The 17,901-nt window shown below is 45.9% G+C and carries 12 protein-coding genes; 7 read left to right on the forward strand and 5 right to left on the reverse strand.

Annotation, left to right across the window (positions count from 1 at the left end):
• Positions 1-6: 6 nt before the first annotated feature.
• The 6 genes from ABNK31_RS12340 to ABNK31_RS12365 all read left to right on the forward strand — a co-directional run bounded on the left by ABNK31_RS12340 (position 7) and on the right by ABNK31_RS12365 (position 10,053).
• On the forward strand, positions 7-1,644 hold the full coding sequence (locus ABNK31_RS12340) for a RagB/SusD family nutrient uptake outer membrane protein (RefSeq protein WP_418892808.1): 1,638 nt from the start codon (positions 7-9) through the stop codon (positions 1,642-1,644).
• Positions 1,645-1,668: 24 nt separating this feature from the next.
• Positions 1,669-2,823, forward strand: coding sequence for a SusF/SusE family outer membrane protein (locus ABNK31_RS12345; RefSeq protein WP_418892809.1), 1,155 nt, complete (start codon positions 1,669-1,671; stop codon positions 2,821-2,823).
• A 65-nt stretch (positions 2,824-2,888) separates the two neighbouring features.
• Positions 2,889-4,409, forward strand: coding sequence for an Outer membrane protein SusF domain-containing protein (locus tag ABNK31_RS12350; protein ID WP_418892810.1), 1,521 nt, complete (start codon positions 2,889-2,891; stop codon positions 4,407-4,409).
• 74 nt (positions 4,410-4,483) lie between these two features.
• On the forward strand, positions 4,484-5,518 hold the full coding sequence (locus tag ABNK31_RS12355; protein ID WP_418892811.1) for a glycoside hydrolase family 53 protein: 1,035 nt from the start codon (positions 4,484-4,486) through the stop codon (positions 5,516-5,518).
• 39 nt (positions 5,519-5,557) lie between these two features.
• Positions 5,558-7,456, forward strand: coding sequence for a glycoside hydrolase family 13 protein (locus tag ABNK31_RS12360; protein WP_418892812.1), 1,899 nt, complete (start codon positions 5,558-5,560; stop codon positions 7,454-7,456).
• 242 nt (positions 7,457-7,698) lie between these two features.
• Positions 7,699-10,053 carry an alpha-amylase family glycosyl hydrolase gene (locus ABNK31_RS12365; RefSeq protein WP_418892813.1) on the forward strand — a complete coding sequence of 785 codons (2,355 nt, stop codon included), beginning with the start codon at positions 7,699-7,701 and terminating at the stop codon, positions 10,051-10,053.
• A gap of 290 nt (positions 10,054-10,343) precedes the next feature.
• Here the strand turns inward: ABNK31_RS12365 and trxB are convergent, their stop codons facing one another.
• Positions 10,344-11,285, reverse strand: a complete 942-nt coding sequence (gene trxB, locus ABNK31_RS12370) for a thioredoxin-disulfide reductase (RefSeq protein WP_418892814.1) — start codon at positions 11,283-11,285, stop codon at positions 10,344-10,346.
• 170 nt (positions 11,286-11,455) lie between these two features.
• Between trxB and ABNK31_RS12375 the strand changes: the two genes are divergently transcribed.
• On the forward strand, positions 11,456-12,664 hold the full coding sequence (locus tag ABNK31_RS12375; protein ID WP_418892526.1) for an IS110 family transposase: 1,209 nt from the start codon (positions 11,456-11,458) through the stop codon (positions 12,662-12,664).
• 348 nt (positions 12,665-13,012) lie between these two features.
• Here ABNK31_RS12375 and ABNK31_RS12380 read toward each other — a convergent pair whose 3' ends face one another.
• The 4 genes from ABNK31_RS12380 to ABNK31_RS12395 all read right to left on the reverse strand — a co-directional run bounded on the left by ABNK31_RS12380 (position 13,013) and on the right by ABNK31_RS12395 (position 17,839).
• A complete protein-coding gene (locus ABNK31_RS12380; RefSeq protein ID WP_418892815.1) occupies positions 13,013-13,660 on the reverse strand; it encodes a LolA family protein in 648 nt (215 codons plus the stop codon).
• Between the two features lie 203 nt (positions 13,661-13,863).
• Complete coding sequence (locus ABNK31_RS12385) at positions 13,864-16,398, reverse strand: DNA translocase FtsK 4TM domain-containing protein (protein WP_418895404.1); 2,535 nt, start codon at positions 16,396-16,398, stop codon at positions 13,864-13,866.
• 199 nt (positions 16,399-16,597) lie between these two features.
• Entirely contained in the window at positions 16,598-16,816 is a 219-nt protein-coding gene (locus ABNK31_RS12390) for a hypothetical protein (protein ID WP_321578987.1), read from the reverse strand.
• 21 nt (positions 16,817-16,837) lie between these two features.
• Positions 16,838-17,839 (reverse strand): YihY/virulence factor BrkB family protein, encoded by a 1,002-nt coding sequence (locus tag ABNK31_RS12395; RefSeq protein WP_418892816.1) that lies wholly within the window; start codon positions 17,837-17,839, stop codon positions 16,838-16,840.
• Between the last annotated feature and the right edge of the window lie 62 nt (positions 17,840-17,901).

Consider the following 17,901-nt stretch of genomic DNA (forward strand, 5'->3'; position numbering starts at 1 on the left):
ATAAATATGAAAACAATAAAATATAAGATAGTATTAATAGCCGTAATTAGTGCACTGATTACGGGATTCTCTTCCTGCCTCGACGATCTGAATACCGTTCCGCTTGACAAGGAAGAATTGGTTTCCGATATTGTATTCGGAGATGAGATAGGCCCTTATCAGGAATTACTGGCTAAAATTTATGCCGGCTTAACCATCAGTGGTAATAGCGGAGGGGATGGAGATGCCGATGTGGCCGGCGTGGATGGAGGAAGCCAGGCTTCTTTCCTCAGAGGTTTGTGGAATTTACAACAACTACCTACCGACGAAGCCCATTGCTGCTGGATTCAAAATGACGTAGGTATTGGCGATTTAAATAGTATCACGTGGAGCTCCAGTAATGTATTTATCAAAGGATTGTATTATCGCCTGTACTATCAGGTAAATTTATCGAATGCATTTTTGAGGGAAACCACCGACGAAAATCTTTCTTCCAGAGGGGTCAGTGAAGCAGATAAGGCAACCATCAAGACGTATCGCGCCGAAGCACGCTTTCTTCGTGCTTTGTCTTACTACTATCTCCTCGATTTCTTCCGGAATGTGCCGTTTGTAACCGAAGAAAACAAAGTGGGGAGCGAACTTCCGTCGCAAACCCAGGCAACGGACCTCTTCCGATATATTGAAAAGGAATTAATCGAATGCGAACCCGATATGCTCGATCCTTTTGTAGGATATGATACGAAAAACTACGGGCATGCGCACAAAGCCGCCAATTGGGCATTGTTATCGCGCTTGTACTTGAATGCGGAAACCTATATCGGTGAAAAGAAATATACCGAAAGCATAACGTACAGCAAAAAAGTTCTTGCCGAAAACTATGAACTCGATCTGGTATATGCCAATGTATTTAAAGCTGATAATCAGAAGTCGGTAGAAATGATCTTTCCTATCCGATATGAAGGGGAAGATACTCAAACATGGGGAGGAATGACATTTTTATTGTGCAGCACGGTACCTTCCATTATGCAGGCAGAGATAAATGCCGTCGGTGCTTGGCAGGGAAACCGCGCCCGGTCCTCGTTATTCAAGAGTTTCCAAAAAGAAAACCAATATGAGAAAGACAATCGTTTTTCAATGGTTCTTGTAGATAAGACTGCAAATATTGAAATCGTTGATCAACTACTTTTTACCGACAACGGTATTCCTGTTGTAAAATACTCCAACGCAAATAGTGACGGAACTTTACCTGCAAGCAACATCGTGTATACAGATTTTCCGTTATTCCGATTGGGAGAAATATATCTTAATTACGCCGAGGCTGTTCTCAGAGGAGGCGCCGGAGGTGATGAGGCGACAGCGTTGCAATTAGTAAATGACCTGCGTACACGTGCTTATACCACGGCTAACGCCAGCTCGGCTACTATTACTTCCGGTCAATTGAACCTCAATTTTATCCTTGACGAACGAAGCCGCGAATTCTTTTTCGAAGGCCAACGCCGTACAGACTTGGTGCGTTTCGGTAAATTCACGGGCTCCTCGTACATCTGGCCCTGGAAAGGGGCTGCCGCGGAAGGAAAAACCGTTTCGGATATCTATAAAGTCTATCCGATCCCGGCGGACGATATAGGAGCGAATAAAAATCTGACACAGAATACCGGGTATTAATCGAACAACAACTTAAAATAAACAATGATGAAAAAGACATATAGTTTACTGATAGTATTGATTTGCCTCGGTTGTTTCTGGGCATGTCAAGAGGATGACCAAACTGTTCTACAGCAACCGGAGAGTTTCGTGTTGAATACGCCCAAATATGTATCCGGCGTTTATGATTTAAAAAATACGGAGACATTAGAGTTTACCTGTACTCAACCCGACTACGGATTCACCGCTGTAGCGATTTACAGCGTCCAGGTTTCCCTTACGGAAGATTTCAGCGAATATAAAACGCTACCGGGTACACATACTACCGCGAAGATAGAAGTCAAAGGTTCGGATTTTGCCGTGGCTTTGGTTGAATTATTGAAAATAGAAGAAGAAAGCCAGTATCCTACCGACCTGCAACCGGTGTATGTCCGTTTATCCTCTGTGCTTACGGATGACGGAATAGGAAAAGTTTATTCGAATGTGATTACCTTGCCAAAGGTAAAAGGGTATTTTGCGCTTGAGCCGATGGTAATGCCCGAAAATATTTACCTCGCGGGTAATATTACGGACAACTGGAACTGGAACAAAGCGACCGAAATGGTCCCGGTACATAGCGCCGAAGGGAAATTCTGGGCAATACAATATCTGGGCAAAACATCCGAAAATGCCGACGCACAAATCAAATTCAACACGGTAAAGGCCGGGGACGCGGCCTTCGGGTCCAATGACATTACGATCGATGAAAAATCGGTAGATTTAGCCGGAATCACCACGAATGATGACGGGAATATCGTCATCGGGACTCCGGGATGGTACATCGTAGTCGTTACAACGACCATTAACGGGCGCAGCTATGAATATGCCGTCGAGTTCCACGCACCGTATGTGTATCTGCAAGGAGATATCAATGGCGGTAATTGGGGAACTACTGATGCGGCTTATCGGTTTACCGTTCCTGATCTTTCAGCAGGAGCTAGCGCTGAATTCGTATCACCTGCATTTACCGCTCCTTCTGGAGACGGCGGAGTACGCGCCAGTATTGTCTTAGAAGGATACGATTGGTGGAAGACGGAATTCATAGTATTGAACAATAAACTGGAATACCGTGGAGCAGGTGAAGACCAAGACCGTGTCGCCGGTAAAACCGGACAAAAGCTTTACATTAACTTTACCGCTAAAACGGGCAAAATTGAATAAAACAAAACAGAAAATCCCTTTCTATTGCGGGAGGGGTTTTCTTTAACCAACTAAAAAAGAATAGTATGAAAAGAATATATTTATATGGTATGTTGCTCGTGGTTCTCTTTGCGGGTGCTTGCAGCGACGATGTGTACGATCATGAAGCGGCGGCTCCTCAATCGTATCCGCAGGAAACGGAACAATCGGTTGACGGATTTACGTTTGCCTTGGGAGCAGGGGTGACTTCCCCTATCGTTTTAACGGAGGAAGACTTGGAAAAAGCAACTGCTTTGGAAGCTGTTACCACAACTGCTACTCCCGAACTGGCGGAAGGAGCGTATCTGACGTTTAAACTCGAAGCATCGGATACGAAAGAATTCACCTCTTCCATAGAGTTGCCTTCTACCAGTGATAATAATACGGTAACCGTTACTGCACCTGATTTGGACGAAGCCGTAAAAAGCCTTTACGGTAAAGCGCCCAATGCACGTGAATTATACTTACGCGCCAACTATTATATTGTGGACGGAACGATCTCGGTGCTGATGCCCACACCTGTTGTATTAGGGCCGGTAACCGTTACGCCCGTAGCGCCGGTAATCGAAACGGAATATTATCTCATCGGGGATGTAAACGGATGGGGATTCGATAAATTGGATCAATATAAGTTCGACCATAGCGGAAAAGATGTGTATGAAGATCCTATCTTTACTCTTTTAGTGGAAATACCATCCGGATCATATTTCAAAATAGTGCCGAAATCCAGTAAGGAAGCAGGTTCATGGGACGGTGTGTTAGGAAATCCGACAGACGGTAATACCGCACTCGAAGGCGAGTTGATCGTTGAAAAAGCGCAAGCCATGCGGATAGAAGAGCCGGGATGGGCAAGGATTACACTTAATATGATGGAATATACATACTCGATCCAACTTCTGGGCTATACAAAGGACGTCATTTATATGACCGGAGACGCCATTACAAGCTTGCCGGGATGGAAGAACGAGACCGCCCAATTAGGAAACGGCCTGCAAGTTCTTTTTGCCGATAATAGTACTGCCGATTCAAAATATACTTTCACCGCACATTTCACCGGAGGAAAAGCACAGAAGTTCCCGGTTAATGCGGGAGTGTGGAATCCTTGTTGGGGGTATAAGGACGGCGCTTTAGTGCTGGAAGATAATTCTCCTAATCTGTCGGGACCTGCTACTGACGGTTATTATACTTTAAAGTTAGACTTTGGAGCCAAAACTGCCGAATATATGCCTTATACCGGTAATGTAAGTGTCACCTATAATACGATGGGGGTAATCGGTACGGCAACTGCCGGCGGATGGGATGCCGATACGGATTTAACTCAGGTAACCGACCATATCTGGACAGGAAATGCAATCGAACTGAAAGCCGGCGAATTAAAGATCCGCGCAAACGATGCATGGGAGGTTAGTTGGGGACCGGCTTCCGAAGAGGAGCAAAACAGTTCTTTCGGATTAGGTACGACTGCTAATGGAAAGAATATCATAATAGAAACTGCCGGAACCTATTATATCGCTCTGAACGATTTGACGGGACATTACATTGTCATCCCGACATCGGATTTGCCGTAAGCAAGATATCCAATAAAAAAGCGCGGTACACGTACCGTGCTTTTTTAGAATCTGCCAATTGATTTAAATGAATAATGAGAAAAAACCAATTGATTTATTTCAGTTTATTGATTTTTTGTTTTTCTTGCGGACATACAACTACCGAAATCGAAAAAGAGAATAGTTTTGCCAAAGGAGCCGATATCAGTTGGTTGCCGCAGATGGAAGCGAGCGGTTATACTTTTTATAATGATAAAGGTATGCCCGAAGATTGTTTCAAAATCCTCAAAACCCACGGCATCAATGCTATCCGATTACGAACATGGGTGAATCCTTCGGATGATCCGCACAGTGGGCATTGCAGCAAAGAGGAAACGGTGGCGATGGCCAAAAGGGCTAAAGATTGGGGAATGCGGGTAATGATCGATTTCCATTACAGCGACAGTTGGGCGGATCCGGCTAAACAACATAAACCGAAAGACTGGGAAGGGCTTGATTTTGAAGAGCTGAAAAAGGCTTTGTATGATTATACATACGATGTAATGCTTGCTTTAAAAAATAAGGACGTAACACCCGAATGGGTACAATTGGGAAATGAAATTGCAACCGGCATGATTTATCCGGAAGGGCATACCGATAATTGGCCTCAACTGGCGCAATTGCTCAATCGGGGATACGATGCCGTCAAAAGGGTCAGTCCGGAAACAAAAATCATCCTACATGTCGATCAAGGAAACAATAACAACCGTTTTCGTTGGTGGTTCGACAATGCGGAGAAATACGGGGCTAAATACGATATCATCGGAATGTCATATTACCCCTATTGGCTCGAAGGGAGGCCTGACTATACGGAAACTATCGATGATTTAGGCTATAATCTGACCGATATAATGAAACGATACGGAAAGGAAGTCATGGTAGTAGAAACAGGTGGAGAAGATAATCAACCGCAAAATACGTTCGACATGCTCCGTGCCGTTATCCAAAAAGTAAAGTCCATTCCCGACGGAAAAGGATTGGGCGTTTTTTACTGGGAACCTCAAAGTGCCCGTTCATGGAGTCATTACGCATTAAGTGCATGGGGTGACGACGGACGCCCGACAAAAGCATTGGATGCGTTTATCGATTAAAATTTATTTCTTTGAACATTTAAACTCAAAATAAGTAGAATGAAAAAAACAATTTTATTTACGCTTATAGTCATTACTTCGTGTTTGTTGCAGGCACAGGTAACCGACACCATTACATTTAGTACGCGAACGTACGAGTCGTTGGATTCGATCATCAAAAATGAGTACATGCGTATCGAACCGGCGTTCTGGTGGAGCGGCATGGAGGAGACGGAATTGCAATTGATGGTGTCCCGTAAAGATATCGCCGGTTACACACCGTCGGTGTCATCAAAAGATGTCGTTATCAAAGAAACGGTGCGGTTGTCAAGCCCGAACTATCTGGTTATTTATCTGGATATCGCAAACAGCCGGCCGGAGACGTTCGAGTTGTCTTTTACTAAAGGGGAGCAGAAGATTACCATCCCTTACGAACTCAAGGCGCGCGACCCGAAGCGGAAGCAAATAAAAGGCTTCGATTCGTCGGATGTATTGTATTTGATCATGCCCGACCGGTTTGCCAACGGCGATCCGTCGAACGATCACATTCCGATGCGCATGCCTTACAAAGTGGACCGGAAAGATCCGAACGCACGGCATGGCGGCGACCTGAAAGGCATCTCCGACCGGCTCGGTTATCTCGACGATCTGGGCGTGACGGCTATCTGGCTGAATCCGGTGCTGGAAAACGACATGGAAGGCGGCTCGTATCACGGTTACGCTACCACCGATTATTACCGTGTGGATCCCCGCTTCGGAAGCAACGAAGAATATGCCGGATTGATCGCCGACGCGCATTCCAAAGGGATGAAAGTGGTGATGGATATGATCTTCAACCATTGCGGAAGCGATCATCCTTGGATGAAGGATGTACCCTCGAAGGATTGGTTCAACAACCTCGATAAATACGTGCAAACGTCGCACATGAAAGAGGTTTATTTCGATAATTATGCGTCGGAATACGACCGGAAAGCATTTACGGATGGCTGGTTCGTACCGACTATGCCCGATTTGAATCAACGCAACCGCCACGTGGCTAAATATCTTATCCAAAACAGCATCTGGTGGATCGAATATTCGGGTGTGGACGGCATCCGCCAGGATACGTACCCGTACGCCGATTACGATAGGATGATCGACTGGTGCCGGGCTATCGAAAAGGAATATCCCGACTATAACATCGTGGGCGAAGCATGGCTGAATAATCCTATCGGAACGGCTTTCTGGCAAAAACACAGCAAACTCAACAGCGGAAAGGATACGCAGCTCAAAACAGTCATGGACTTCCGCTTTATGGGACTATCCCATTCGGCTTTCTTCGAAGAAACAGGCGAATGGAACGGCGGGTTGCATGGCATTTACGACCACATGACCTACGATTTCATCTATCCGGATATTTACCACGTACTGCGCTTCCTCGACAATCACGATACCGACCGCTTCCTGAAGGAACTGCCGTCGGATTTATCGGGTTGGAAGCAGGGCATCACGTTTCTGCTGACCATGCCGGGAATTCCGCAATTGTATTATGGTACGGAATTGCTTATGCACGGGACAAAACAGAGAAGCGACGGAGATATCCGTCTGGATGTTCCGGGAGGATGGCCGGGCGACAAGCAGGATCAATTCACGGCAAACGGACGCAGCGCCTTGCAAAACGAAGCGTTCGGATTTCTGCAAAAGCTATTGAAATGGCGAAAAGGGAATGCCGTGCTCGCTCAAGGTAAGATGAAGCATTATGTCTTGCAAAAAGGCGTCTATGTGTATGAACGGTATCTGAATGACCAATCGGTATGGGTATTGATGAACGGGACTTCAAAAGAAACCGAAATCGATCTCGCCCGCTATGCGGAAAGCGTTCGCGGAAGACAAACGGCAAAAGATATTCTTTCGGGAAAACAAGTGTCATTGGGAGATAAACTGACGTTGTCGCCCAAGCAAATTTATATATTGGAATAACAAGGCATTCCGGCACCGCAAGGCGTAGGAATGTATGTAACTCATCCGAAAACATTTAGATATTTTGTGGGGACCCGTCGTTCTCGATGAGCGTAAAAAGAGGAGCTGTTTGAGCGAAGCGAGTTCTACTCTTTTAGCGAACGAGAACGATACCGGGTCATAAAATATCGGGAGTCGAGGATGAGTTGCATACATCCCTAATTGATTGGCGAAAAGGGTGCCTCCATTAAAACAAACTAAAAATGAAAAATAAACTATCTATACTTATCCCATTCTTTCTGCTGGCTGTTGCTTGTGCCGAAGATCCCGCACCGAACATCGAACCGGAACAGGCATCGATAGTAATTGAAAATGATGTTCGTTATGCATCAACTCTTCCCGATGCCGATAATAGTCTCACCATTCAATTTAAAGCGACTTCGACTTCTGCCCTTTACGGATATGAAGGCGACCTCTATTTACATGCGGGAGTAATATCGGAAGGCACATGGCTCTATGTTCCCGCGAAATGGGAGACGAATGTGCCGAAATGCAAAATGACCCAAAAAGGTACGAATGTTTGGACGATCACCCTCTCTCCCTCCATCCGTGAATGGTTCGCTTCGGGAGAGACACCCGTCACCAAACTCGGTGTGGTTATCCGCAGCGCCGACGGCACAAGGAAAGGTGTCGATAAAGATTTATTCATCAATGTAACCGACACGAAATACAACGCTTTCCAGCCGGCGGCGATCGTCCGGAAAACGCTTCCGTCTAATGTCCGGCACGGGATCAATATCATCGACGATAAAACCGTTACGCTGGTGTTGTATGACAAAGACACAAACGGCAGTCATAAAGATTTTGCCCATATTATCGGCGATTTTAACGGCTGGAAACTGAGTAATGATGAGAAGTCGCAGATGTTTCGCGACGATGCAGCAAGCTGTTGGTGGATCACGCTGACCGGACTCGATGCGGATAAGGAATATGCTTTTCAATATTATGTGGGAATGAAGGACGGCGACCCGATTCGCCTTGCCGATGCCTATAGCCGCAAAATACTCGATCCCGATAACGACAAATATATCTTATCCACGACTTATCCCAATTTGCAGCCTTATCCCTCGGGAGCAATCGGCATCGCTTCGGTATTTCAAATCAAACCGGATGTTTATAACTGGAAAGTAACGGACTTCAACGCGCCCGATGCATCGGAACTCGTGATCTATGAAATGCTGTTCCGCGACTTTACGTCAACCGGAGATATCAACGGGGCGATGGAGAAGCTCGATTACCTGCAATCGCTGGGGGTAAACGCCATCGAATTGATGCCGGTGCAGGAGTTCGACGGCAACGACAGTTGGGGCTATAATCCGTGTTTCTATTTCGCCATGGATAAGGCTTACGGGACCGACAAGATGTATAAGGAGTTTATCGACGCGTGCCACGAACGCGGCATGGCGGTGATCTTCGATGTCGTGTATAATCACGCCACCGGCGCAAATCCCTTCGCCAAACTCTATTGGAATGCGTCGGCGAACAAAACCGCGGCGAACAATCCGTGGTTCAATGTGGATGCCCCCCACCCTTACAGCGTATTTCATGATTTCAATCACGAATCGTCGTTGGTGCGCGACTTTGTGAAACGCAACCTGCAATTCCTGTTGGAAGAATACAATATCGACGGCTTCCGCTTCGACCTGACCAAAGGGTTTACGCAAAAATCTTCGACAGAGCAAACGGCGTCAAATTATGATGCCTCGCGCGTGGCGATTCTCAAAGATTACAACGAGGCGATCAAAAACGTGAAAGCGGATGCGTACATCATTCTGGAACACTTTTGCGACAACCAAGAGGAAACCGAACTCAGCAGCAATGGCATGATGGTTTGGCGAAACCTAAACAATGCCTACTGCCAGTCGGGCATGGGATATAAAGAAAATTCGGATTTCTCAAACCTCTATTACACGACCTCTTCGCGTCCGGCTAACAGCCTTGTAGGATATATGGAAAGCCACGATGAAGAACGGGTGTCGTATAAACAGACACAGTGGGGAGTAGGAACGATAAAAACCGATCTTGCCACACGGATGGATCAGTTGAAAGCGAATGCGGCGTTCTTCTTTACCGTTCCCGGCCCGAAGATGATTTGGCAGTTCGGCGAGTTGGGATACGACATCTCTATTAATGCCGATCCGACTGGCACTGCGCATGATGATGACACGTACCGAACGGCAAGGAAGCCGGTTAAATGGGAATACGCCAAGGTTCCCCAACGCAAAGAATTGTATGAAACGTACGCAACACTTATAGGCCTGCGTCGGTCGCACAGCGAATTATTCAACTCAACGTCTACCCTCGAGTGGAAAGTATCGGAGAATGATTGGGAGAACGGACGCTTCCTTACGCTCTCTTCACTCGGTAACGCCAAACAGATAGTCGTTGTAGGGAATCTCACGAACACAGCGATGAAAGTCGAAACGGCTTTTCCGAAAACCGGTACATGGTACAACTACCGGATACCATCGGAGACACTTACCGTTACATCCTCTACGGCATCGCTTACCGTGCCGGCGAATGATTTTCTTATTTACACCTCTTTCTCGAAAGAGTGAATAAATAAACGCAAAAAGGCTGTCTCAAACCCCAAAATAGAGACAGCTTTTTTTATAGGTATCATATTCGACCTCCGAATCCGACGTTGGACGTCCACCTCCAGAGGATCAATACCGGACTTCGGAAGTTCGACGCCGGACTACGGAAGTTCAAAATCGGGCTTCCGATGCCCAAAATACGCCTTCGGAGGTTCGACACCGGGCTTCCGATCTTCAATACCGGGCTTCGGAAGTTCAACGCCAGAATTCGGAAGTAGGCGCTCAAACCTTTTAGGTAGGAATGGATCGTATCAGAGGCCTTTTTCAGAAAGATACCTTTCGGCATCGATGGCCGCGCGACAACCGGTTCCGGCCGCTGTTACCGCCTGACGATAAAGCGAGTCGGCCACATCTCCCGCCGCGAAGATCCCTTCGATATTTGTTTTGGTAGTAGGATGCTGCGTTTTGATATATCCAGCATTATCCAACTCGATAAAGTCTTTAAAAACACCCGTATTAGGCGTATGGCCAATGGCTAAAAAGAATCCGTCGATGGCAATATCCACCTTTTCTTCATCCGGCTCCCCCATTCGCTTTACCAAATGAGCCCCTTCCACGCCGTTATCTCCGAAAAGGCCGAGGGTATTATGTTCGAAAAGGATTTCGATCTTCGGATTATTCATCACCCGCTCCTGCATAATCTTTGAAGCGCGCAAAAAAGGTTTACGAACAATCATATACACTTTTTCGGCCAATCCCGCCAAATAAGCAGCCTCTTCGCAAGCCGTGTCTCCGCCGCCTACCACCGCGACTTTTTTCTTACGATAGAAAAAGCCATCGCATGTAGCGCAAGCCGACACTCCTTGTCCGGCATAGTTGGTTTCATCGGGAATACCTAAATATTTGGCCGTAGCTCCGGTAGATATAATAACCGTATCGGCTTCTACCGGGCTCTCGTCATCGACCGTCACTTTAAACGGCCGCGACGAGAAATCAACCGACGTCACTCTACCGGGAAATATTTCCGCTCCGTATTTTTGGGCTTGCTTTTTTAAATCCGCCATTAATTGAGCACCCGTCACGCCCTCGGGATATCCCGGAAAGTTCTCGACTTCAGTCGTGGTTGTCAACTGACCTCCGGGTTGTAATCCTTCGAATAAAACGGGCTCCAGATTCGCACGCGAAGCATAGATAGCCGCCGTGTATCCGGCAGGCCCCGAACCGATAATCAAACAACGTACTTTATTTCTCATTATGTCTATTTTTTAATAGCCAAATATACATAAAAGTATACACATATACACAGACCCATAAAAATTGAGTGTTCTGTTTGAGTCCGTTTGGGCCGGTTTTACACATTGATTTGAAATAAGCCACAACTTTCTCTATATTTGAAGATCATTAACCACTAAAATATTCAATAATGAAAAAAGTATGTGGCTTAGATGTGCACAAAGATAATATATTCTGTGCAATCTACAATGGAGAGAGTCATTCTCAAGTGAAAGAATATGCAACGCTGACCCCTGCAATCTATTCGATGGGTGAGTACCTGCAGTCGGAAGAGGTGGAGGAGGTGGCCCTGGAAAGCACGGGTATCTACTGGATTGCCGTGTGGGACATATTCTACGAGATGGGGTTCAAGTTGACGCTTGTCAACCCGTACCTGATCAAACAGATGCCGGGTCGTAAGAGCGACATCAAGGATGCCCAGTGGATAGCCAGCCTGTTGCACAAGGGCATGATGCGCGGCAGTTTCGTTCCTGCTCCCCTGATACAGGAGTTGCGGGTCTATTCCCGCAAATACGGCAAGCTCAGGCAGCAGGTGACCCGTGTGCTGACGTGTATGGACGCCATCCTGGTAAAGGCAGGTATCCGGGCGAGCAGTTGCCTGAGCAGTATCAGCACGAAAAGTTTCATGGGTATCGTCGAGGCGCTGATAGCCGGATGGACAGACCCGGGCTATCTTGTAAGCCTGGTGTACGGGAACAGGAAAAACAAGCAGAGCGGGAAATTAAAGGAGGCCCTTAGGGGCAATATCAGGGCGCACCACCGCCAGGAATTGTCCTGGGCGAAACAGGAGTATGACATATACCAGTTGCAGATATCGGAATGTCTGTCACAAATGGAGCGGATATGTGGCCTACATTTTGCGTTGCCGGTAAATCTTTTACAAACCATTCCGGGAATAAGCCGGATAGCGGCGATGACCATAATAGCCGAAACGGGTGGGGATATGAGTGTCTTTGAAAATAGCGGCAAGATTGTCGGATGGGCGGGATTGCGCCCGAGGAATGATGAAAGCGCCGGCAAATACAAGAGCACCGCTACCACCAAAGGCAACAAGTACCTGCGTTCGATCCTGGTACAGGTCTCCTGGGCGGCTTCCCGGTCGAAGGGTTCGTTTTTCAAGGAAAAGTTCCAACGCATGACCATGCGCAAGCCAAGGAAAAAGGCTCTGGTCGCCATAGCAAGGAAACTGCTCGTTGTCATATGGAACGTGCTCAAGCACACCAGGCAATACGATCCCCGGCTGGCCCCTGTTTACGATCCGGTGAAGATGAAAGCCCGGCTCGCATATTACAAGAAGGAGTACGAAAAAACAGCGAACATACTGAATATTAATCTATAATACAAGCGTAAAGGCCGGGTAACTTTGTGGTGGCTCAAGACCCCGTTTACAAATAGGCCAATGTCACAGTCGTCCCTGAAACGACCTCAAGAACACAGACCGGGGTTAATGCTGCTCCCAATAAGAGAAGACAAGCCCGCAGAAGAAAATCGCATATCGGAAGGCGTCACCGCGTCTTTGCCTGCAACCTTGTGGGTAGGGTGATTTATGCCTGTATCCAAACATCTTTCTCTATTTAGCTCCATTTTTCTTTGAATATGGGGGGAATTTATAGAAGAAAGGTACGAATATTCCGTTATATTAAAAACGGATATTACCTTTATCTATGATATGTAAACGGAAACGATGCTACCGTAAATCAACTATTTCCACTCCTTTATGGGCGGCTTTATCAAAAATGAAGTCTTGATCGGCAAAACGGTAATTCGCATTATAACGTTCGATATCGATTTTGTTCTTCATACCGTTTCTCATAACGAGTATTACTTGTAAAATCGAATTACTTTGCTTGTCAATAGCGACGGCAATAGAAGTAAAATCGCCTTTTTTATCCGTCGCTTCCATATCGATTACATAAGCCGGCCGGCCGTTCACCGTTTTGGATACCGGCGCTTTAAAGGCATATCCTTTTTTATAAAGGCTCAATAAGGCCAACGGGCTGACGGTCGCCAGTTCATCACCGGAAGGTTGCGACACATAGACTTCTTTGGCATCTTTCGAAAGGACCCATTGAGTGGTTCCATCGTACCAAATATCGGCTGTATTCGTCTCGATCTTAAATTTATTCCCTTTTGCCATCGCTTCTCCTGTTTCGGAAGATTGTCCTCTTCCCTTGGCATCTTCTTGTACAGCCAAAGAAAAAGACAGTTTGACGCCATCCGATGCCGAATAAGCGGCATACGCCCTATCCAATATCACTTTCGATTCATTCGAGGATTGTGCCGCAGCAATCAAAACGACCATCAATGCAACGAAGGTAAATATATATTTTTTCATCTTCTTTCTGTTTTTATAAAAATCATTTCCCTTACGACCTTTAAAACTCTTTTTAGTTTATTCCTAACTTACCCTAACCCCTCTCCCTGCGGGCACTCCTTATACTAAAGGAAGAGTAATGGGACTTGGCTTCCGCAACTGTCCCCTTAAAATAAGGGGACGAGGGCGATAGCCCGGAGGGGATCATACCGCTCTTTAACGGCTTATTGCAAGGAGTCCAACAGTTTTTCAAGCGAATATTCATCCGAAATATATACTTCGCGGGGCTTACTACCCTGAACAGGGCCTACGATGCCGGCGGCTTCGAGTTGATCCATCAACCTTCCCGCACGATTATATCCGATGGAGAACTTGCGCTGAATAAGAGACGTCGATCCCTGCTGATGAACCACAATCAAGCGTGCCGCTTCATCAAAGAGAGTATCCCGCTCATTCAGATCGACCGATCCGACTTTCTCTTCCCCATCCGGCAAATCGACTTCCGGAAGCGCAAACGCCGATTCATAGCCTTGTTGCTGCCCAATGTATTGCGAAATCTCTTCCACTTCGGGCGTATCGACAAACGCACATTGAATACGGATAAGATTGCTTCCCTGCGAGAAAAGCATATCTCCCCGCCCGATCAACTGATTGGCGCCGTTCATATCGAGAATCGTACGCGAATCGATTTGCGAAGTCACACGGAAAGCGATGCGCGCCGGAAAGTTCGCTTTAATGGTACCCGTAATGATATTGGTGGTAGGACGCTGCGTAGCGATAACCATGTGTATGCCTACCGCACGCGCTTTCTGCGCAATACGGGCTATCGGCATCTCTATTTCCTTACCGGCAGTCATAATCAAATCGCCGAACTCATCGATAACCACTACAATATAAGGAAGGTAACGATGCCCGTTCTTCGGGTTCAACCGTCTTTTAATAAACTTATCGTTATATTCCTTAATCGTTCTGACATGCGCCTTCATCAACAATTCATAGCGGTCATCCATCTCTTTTGTAAGCGAATTAAGCGTCTGCGTCACTTTGGACACATCCGTGATAATCGCCTTTTCGGCATCGGGTAGTTTCGCCAGATAATGCCTTTCGATGGTCGAATAAATATTGAATTCAACCATTTTCGGGTCGATCAGCACCATCTTCATTTCGGAAGGGTGCTTTTTATACAGCAAGGAGGTGATGATCGCGTTCAATCCGACGGATTTTCCCTGCCCCGTAGCGCCGGCGACCAATAAGTGAGGCATCTTTGTCAAGTCGAAGATAAAGACATCGTTCGTAATCGTTTTTCCCAACGCCACCGGAAGATCGTACGTACATTCCTGAAACTTCTTGGAAGAAATAACCGATTGCATCGAAACGATTTGCGGATCTTTGTTCGGCACCTCGATGCCGACCGTTCCCTTTCCGGGAATAGGCGCGATAATGCGGATGCCCAAAGCGGACAAACTAAGAGCAATATCATCTTCCAGATTGCGGATTCGCGATATGCGCACACCGGCTTGAGGCACTATTTCATAAAGGGTTATAGTCGGTCCGACCGTCGCTTTGATGGAAGTGATTTCGATTCCATAATTCCGCAACGTACGGATGATCTTATCTTTATTTTCATTCTGCTCCTTCATATCGACCTCCCGATTCTGTGTTTGATACGTTTTCAGCAAATCCATGGTGGGGAAACGGAAAGAAGAAAGATCTTTCTTCGGGTCATAATCTTCCATGGGTTCATCGTCCGGATTGGATGATAACGAGGCATCCTCCTCAACAGAACCGGTCTCATCCATTGGTTCGGGACTTTCGGGCTCCAGAACGGGCTCTTCGTCTTTCGGAACGATTACTTCGAAGTTATCCATATTCCGCCGTTTCTGCTCAAATTCTTTTGCAAACGGCGTTATCTCTTCTTTTTCAGGTAAAAAAGAAGATTCGTCCTGCGGCTCATCTTCCGGTATTTTTTTATCCGGAGAATGAGCAAAAACGGCTTTTGTTTTCTTTAAAAGCCTCTGAAGAAAGGACGGTTCTTTTTCGCGGGCGTCTTCTGGAGAATATTCTTCTTCCGAGGCCGCATCCTCATCTTCCGGAAAAGATTCCTCTTTCGGATTATTCCCGAATGTGGATTTTCCTTTGATGATCGTTTCCTGCATTTTATACATGGAGTTTTTTTTGAAAATCACCACGATAATCACGATGCACAAAACAATAAGAAGAAGCAATCCCGGCCAACCGATACTACTTTCCAGAAAAGCTTCTATCCGGTTTCCGTGAACACCGCCCCAATTTATATGGCTTGTAGGAAATAGTTTTCCTAAAACAAAGGCGCTGGCTATAGATCCTCCGATAAGGATCAATGCCGAAGAAAGTAACGTTTTGAAGAATGACAAATTAGAGACGTCCATCAACCGCATACCCAAATACATAATAAAGAGGGGCACAATAACGGAAAAGATACCGAACCACCCGTTCACCATATATTCTGCGATAAAAGCACCGCCAACACCTGTCCAGTTTTGGACTTCCAGCGTTTTATCCCGTATCAACTCCCAAAAGGATTTGTTCAAAACCGCACTTTGATCGGCGGCCCCGGTAAAGAAAAAAGAAATAATGGCCAACAACATAAAAATGCCGATGAAAGCAAGAAGTACTCCAAAAATGAAATGCACTCTTTCATTTTTGAGAAACTCCATCCATTCCTTTTTTTGATTACGGGGTTTTCCGTTCGCTTTTCGTCTTACTCTCTTTTTCTTTATTGTCGCCATAGTAGAAAACAACTTCTATCGCCTTATGTAATAGAAGTCAATGAAACAATTATCCTATTCCGTGCAAAAGTACGAAAAAGATAGGAGTTTTAACGGGCACGCAACTTATTTTATCTATTGATTCTTTCTTATCGGGGGTGCTTTATCAATCAACACCCCCGACAACACCGGTGTAAGGATGAATCCGTCGCTATTTCTTTTTATTCCCTACGAGATAAACCCCTCCGACCAACGCAACCAACGCCAGTCCGAGTTGCACATAAGAAGTCTCTTTTGCTCCCTGATCTTCCGCTCTGAGTTCGATACCCAGGATGTTTACGGCTTTAGAGCTTTCCTGTAACCCTGTAACACCTAAATAACCCAAAAATAATGCGCCTGCAATAAGAATAATACCGATACCTGTTTTCATTTTGTTCAAATTATGAATTGTTTATGTCCTCTGTAATGATTCGTTGGAATGAGTTTCATCTGTCAGATTCACTTTTTCTTTATGAATTGTTGACACCGAAACGTTCTCCTGCTCTATTTCAACCGTTTTTGTAGCAACGGCATAATCATCGGGAAATATTTTTCCGCCTTGATTATTCGCCCAAGCTTTCGTAAATTCCGCTCCGATATATATAATGATGGAAGAGTAATATATCCACGTAAGCAGTATAATGATAAATGCTGCGGCACCATATACCGAAGTGACATTCCGTGTGCCCATATAAAACGAAATAGCATATTGGCCAACAAGAAACAGGACGGTCGTAACAACCGAGCCTACCGCCACATCCCGTAACTTGATTTTAGCATCCGGCAGCACTTTAAACATCAACACAAATAAGACCGATATAACGATTATATTCACCAACATCCCGACACCCTGAAAAAGAAGGGCTGTCACATCGGGGAAAAATGCCGATAACCGATCGCTCAATCCGGTAATAAGCGTCGAGAAGAATAAAGTCACTAACATCAGAAATCCTAAAACTAAAATCATAGAAAAAGAGAGCAGTCTGTTCTTCAAATACAAAAGCCATCCTTTCTTCGGTTTGGGCTTAATGCCCCAGATGGTATTGAGCGATGTTTGAATTTCGGCAAAAATAGCGGTTGCACCGAATATCGTCACACCCAAGCTTATGATGGTGGCTAAGGAAGACGTATCCGCAGCCGAAGCATTGTTGAGAATAGACTGTAATTGTACCACGACGTCGCTCCCCAATAAAGGAGTCATGCGGCTATACATTTCGGAGGCGATGTCCTGATGAAATATAGCGCCGATAGATACAATCAACGTTAGAAAAGGGATCATCGCAAAAATAGTCGCATACGCCAGCGAAGCACTCAATTTGGTAACCTTGTCGTCGGTAAATCCTTGAATGGTCAGCTTAATGATATCGAATACCGATTTGAACGTAATTTTTGCAGGAAGCTCCGTTTTTTCCATAAATAAGGGATTGATCAATATTTACTATACAACAAAGCGGGGAGCCGGTTTGTTCTCTCCCT

The organism is Limibacterium fermenti (genome assembly GCF_041902845.1).
Taxonomy (GTDB): Bacteria; Bacteroidota; Bacteroidia; order Bacteroidales; family Dysgonomonadaceae; genus Limibacterium; species Limibacterium fermenti.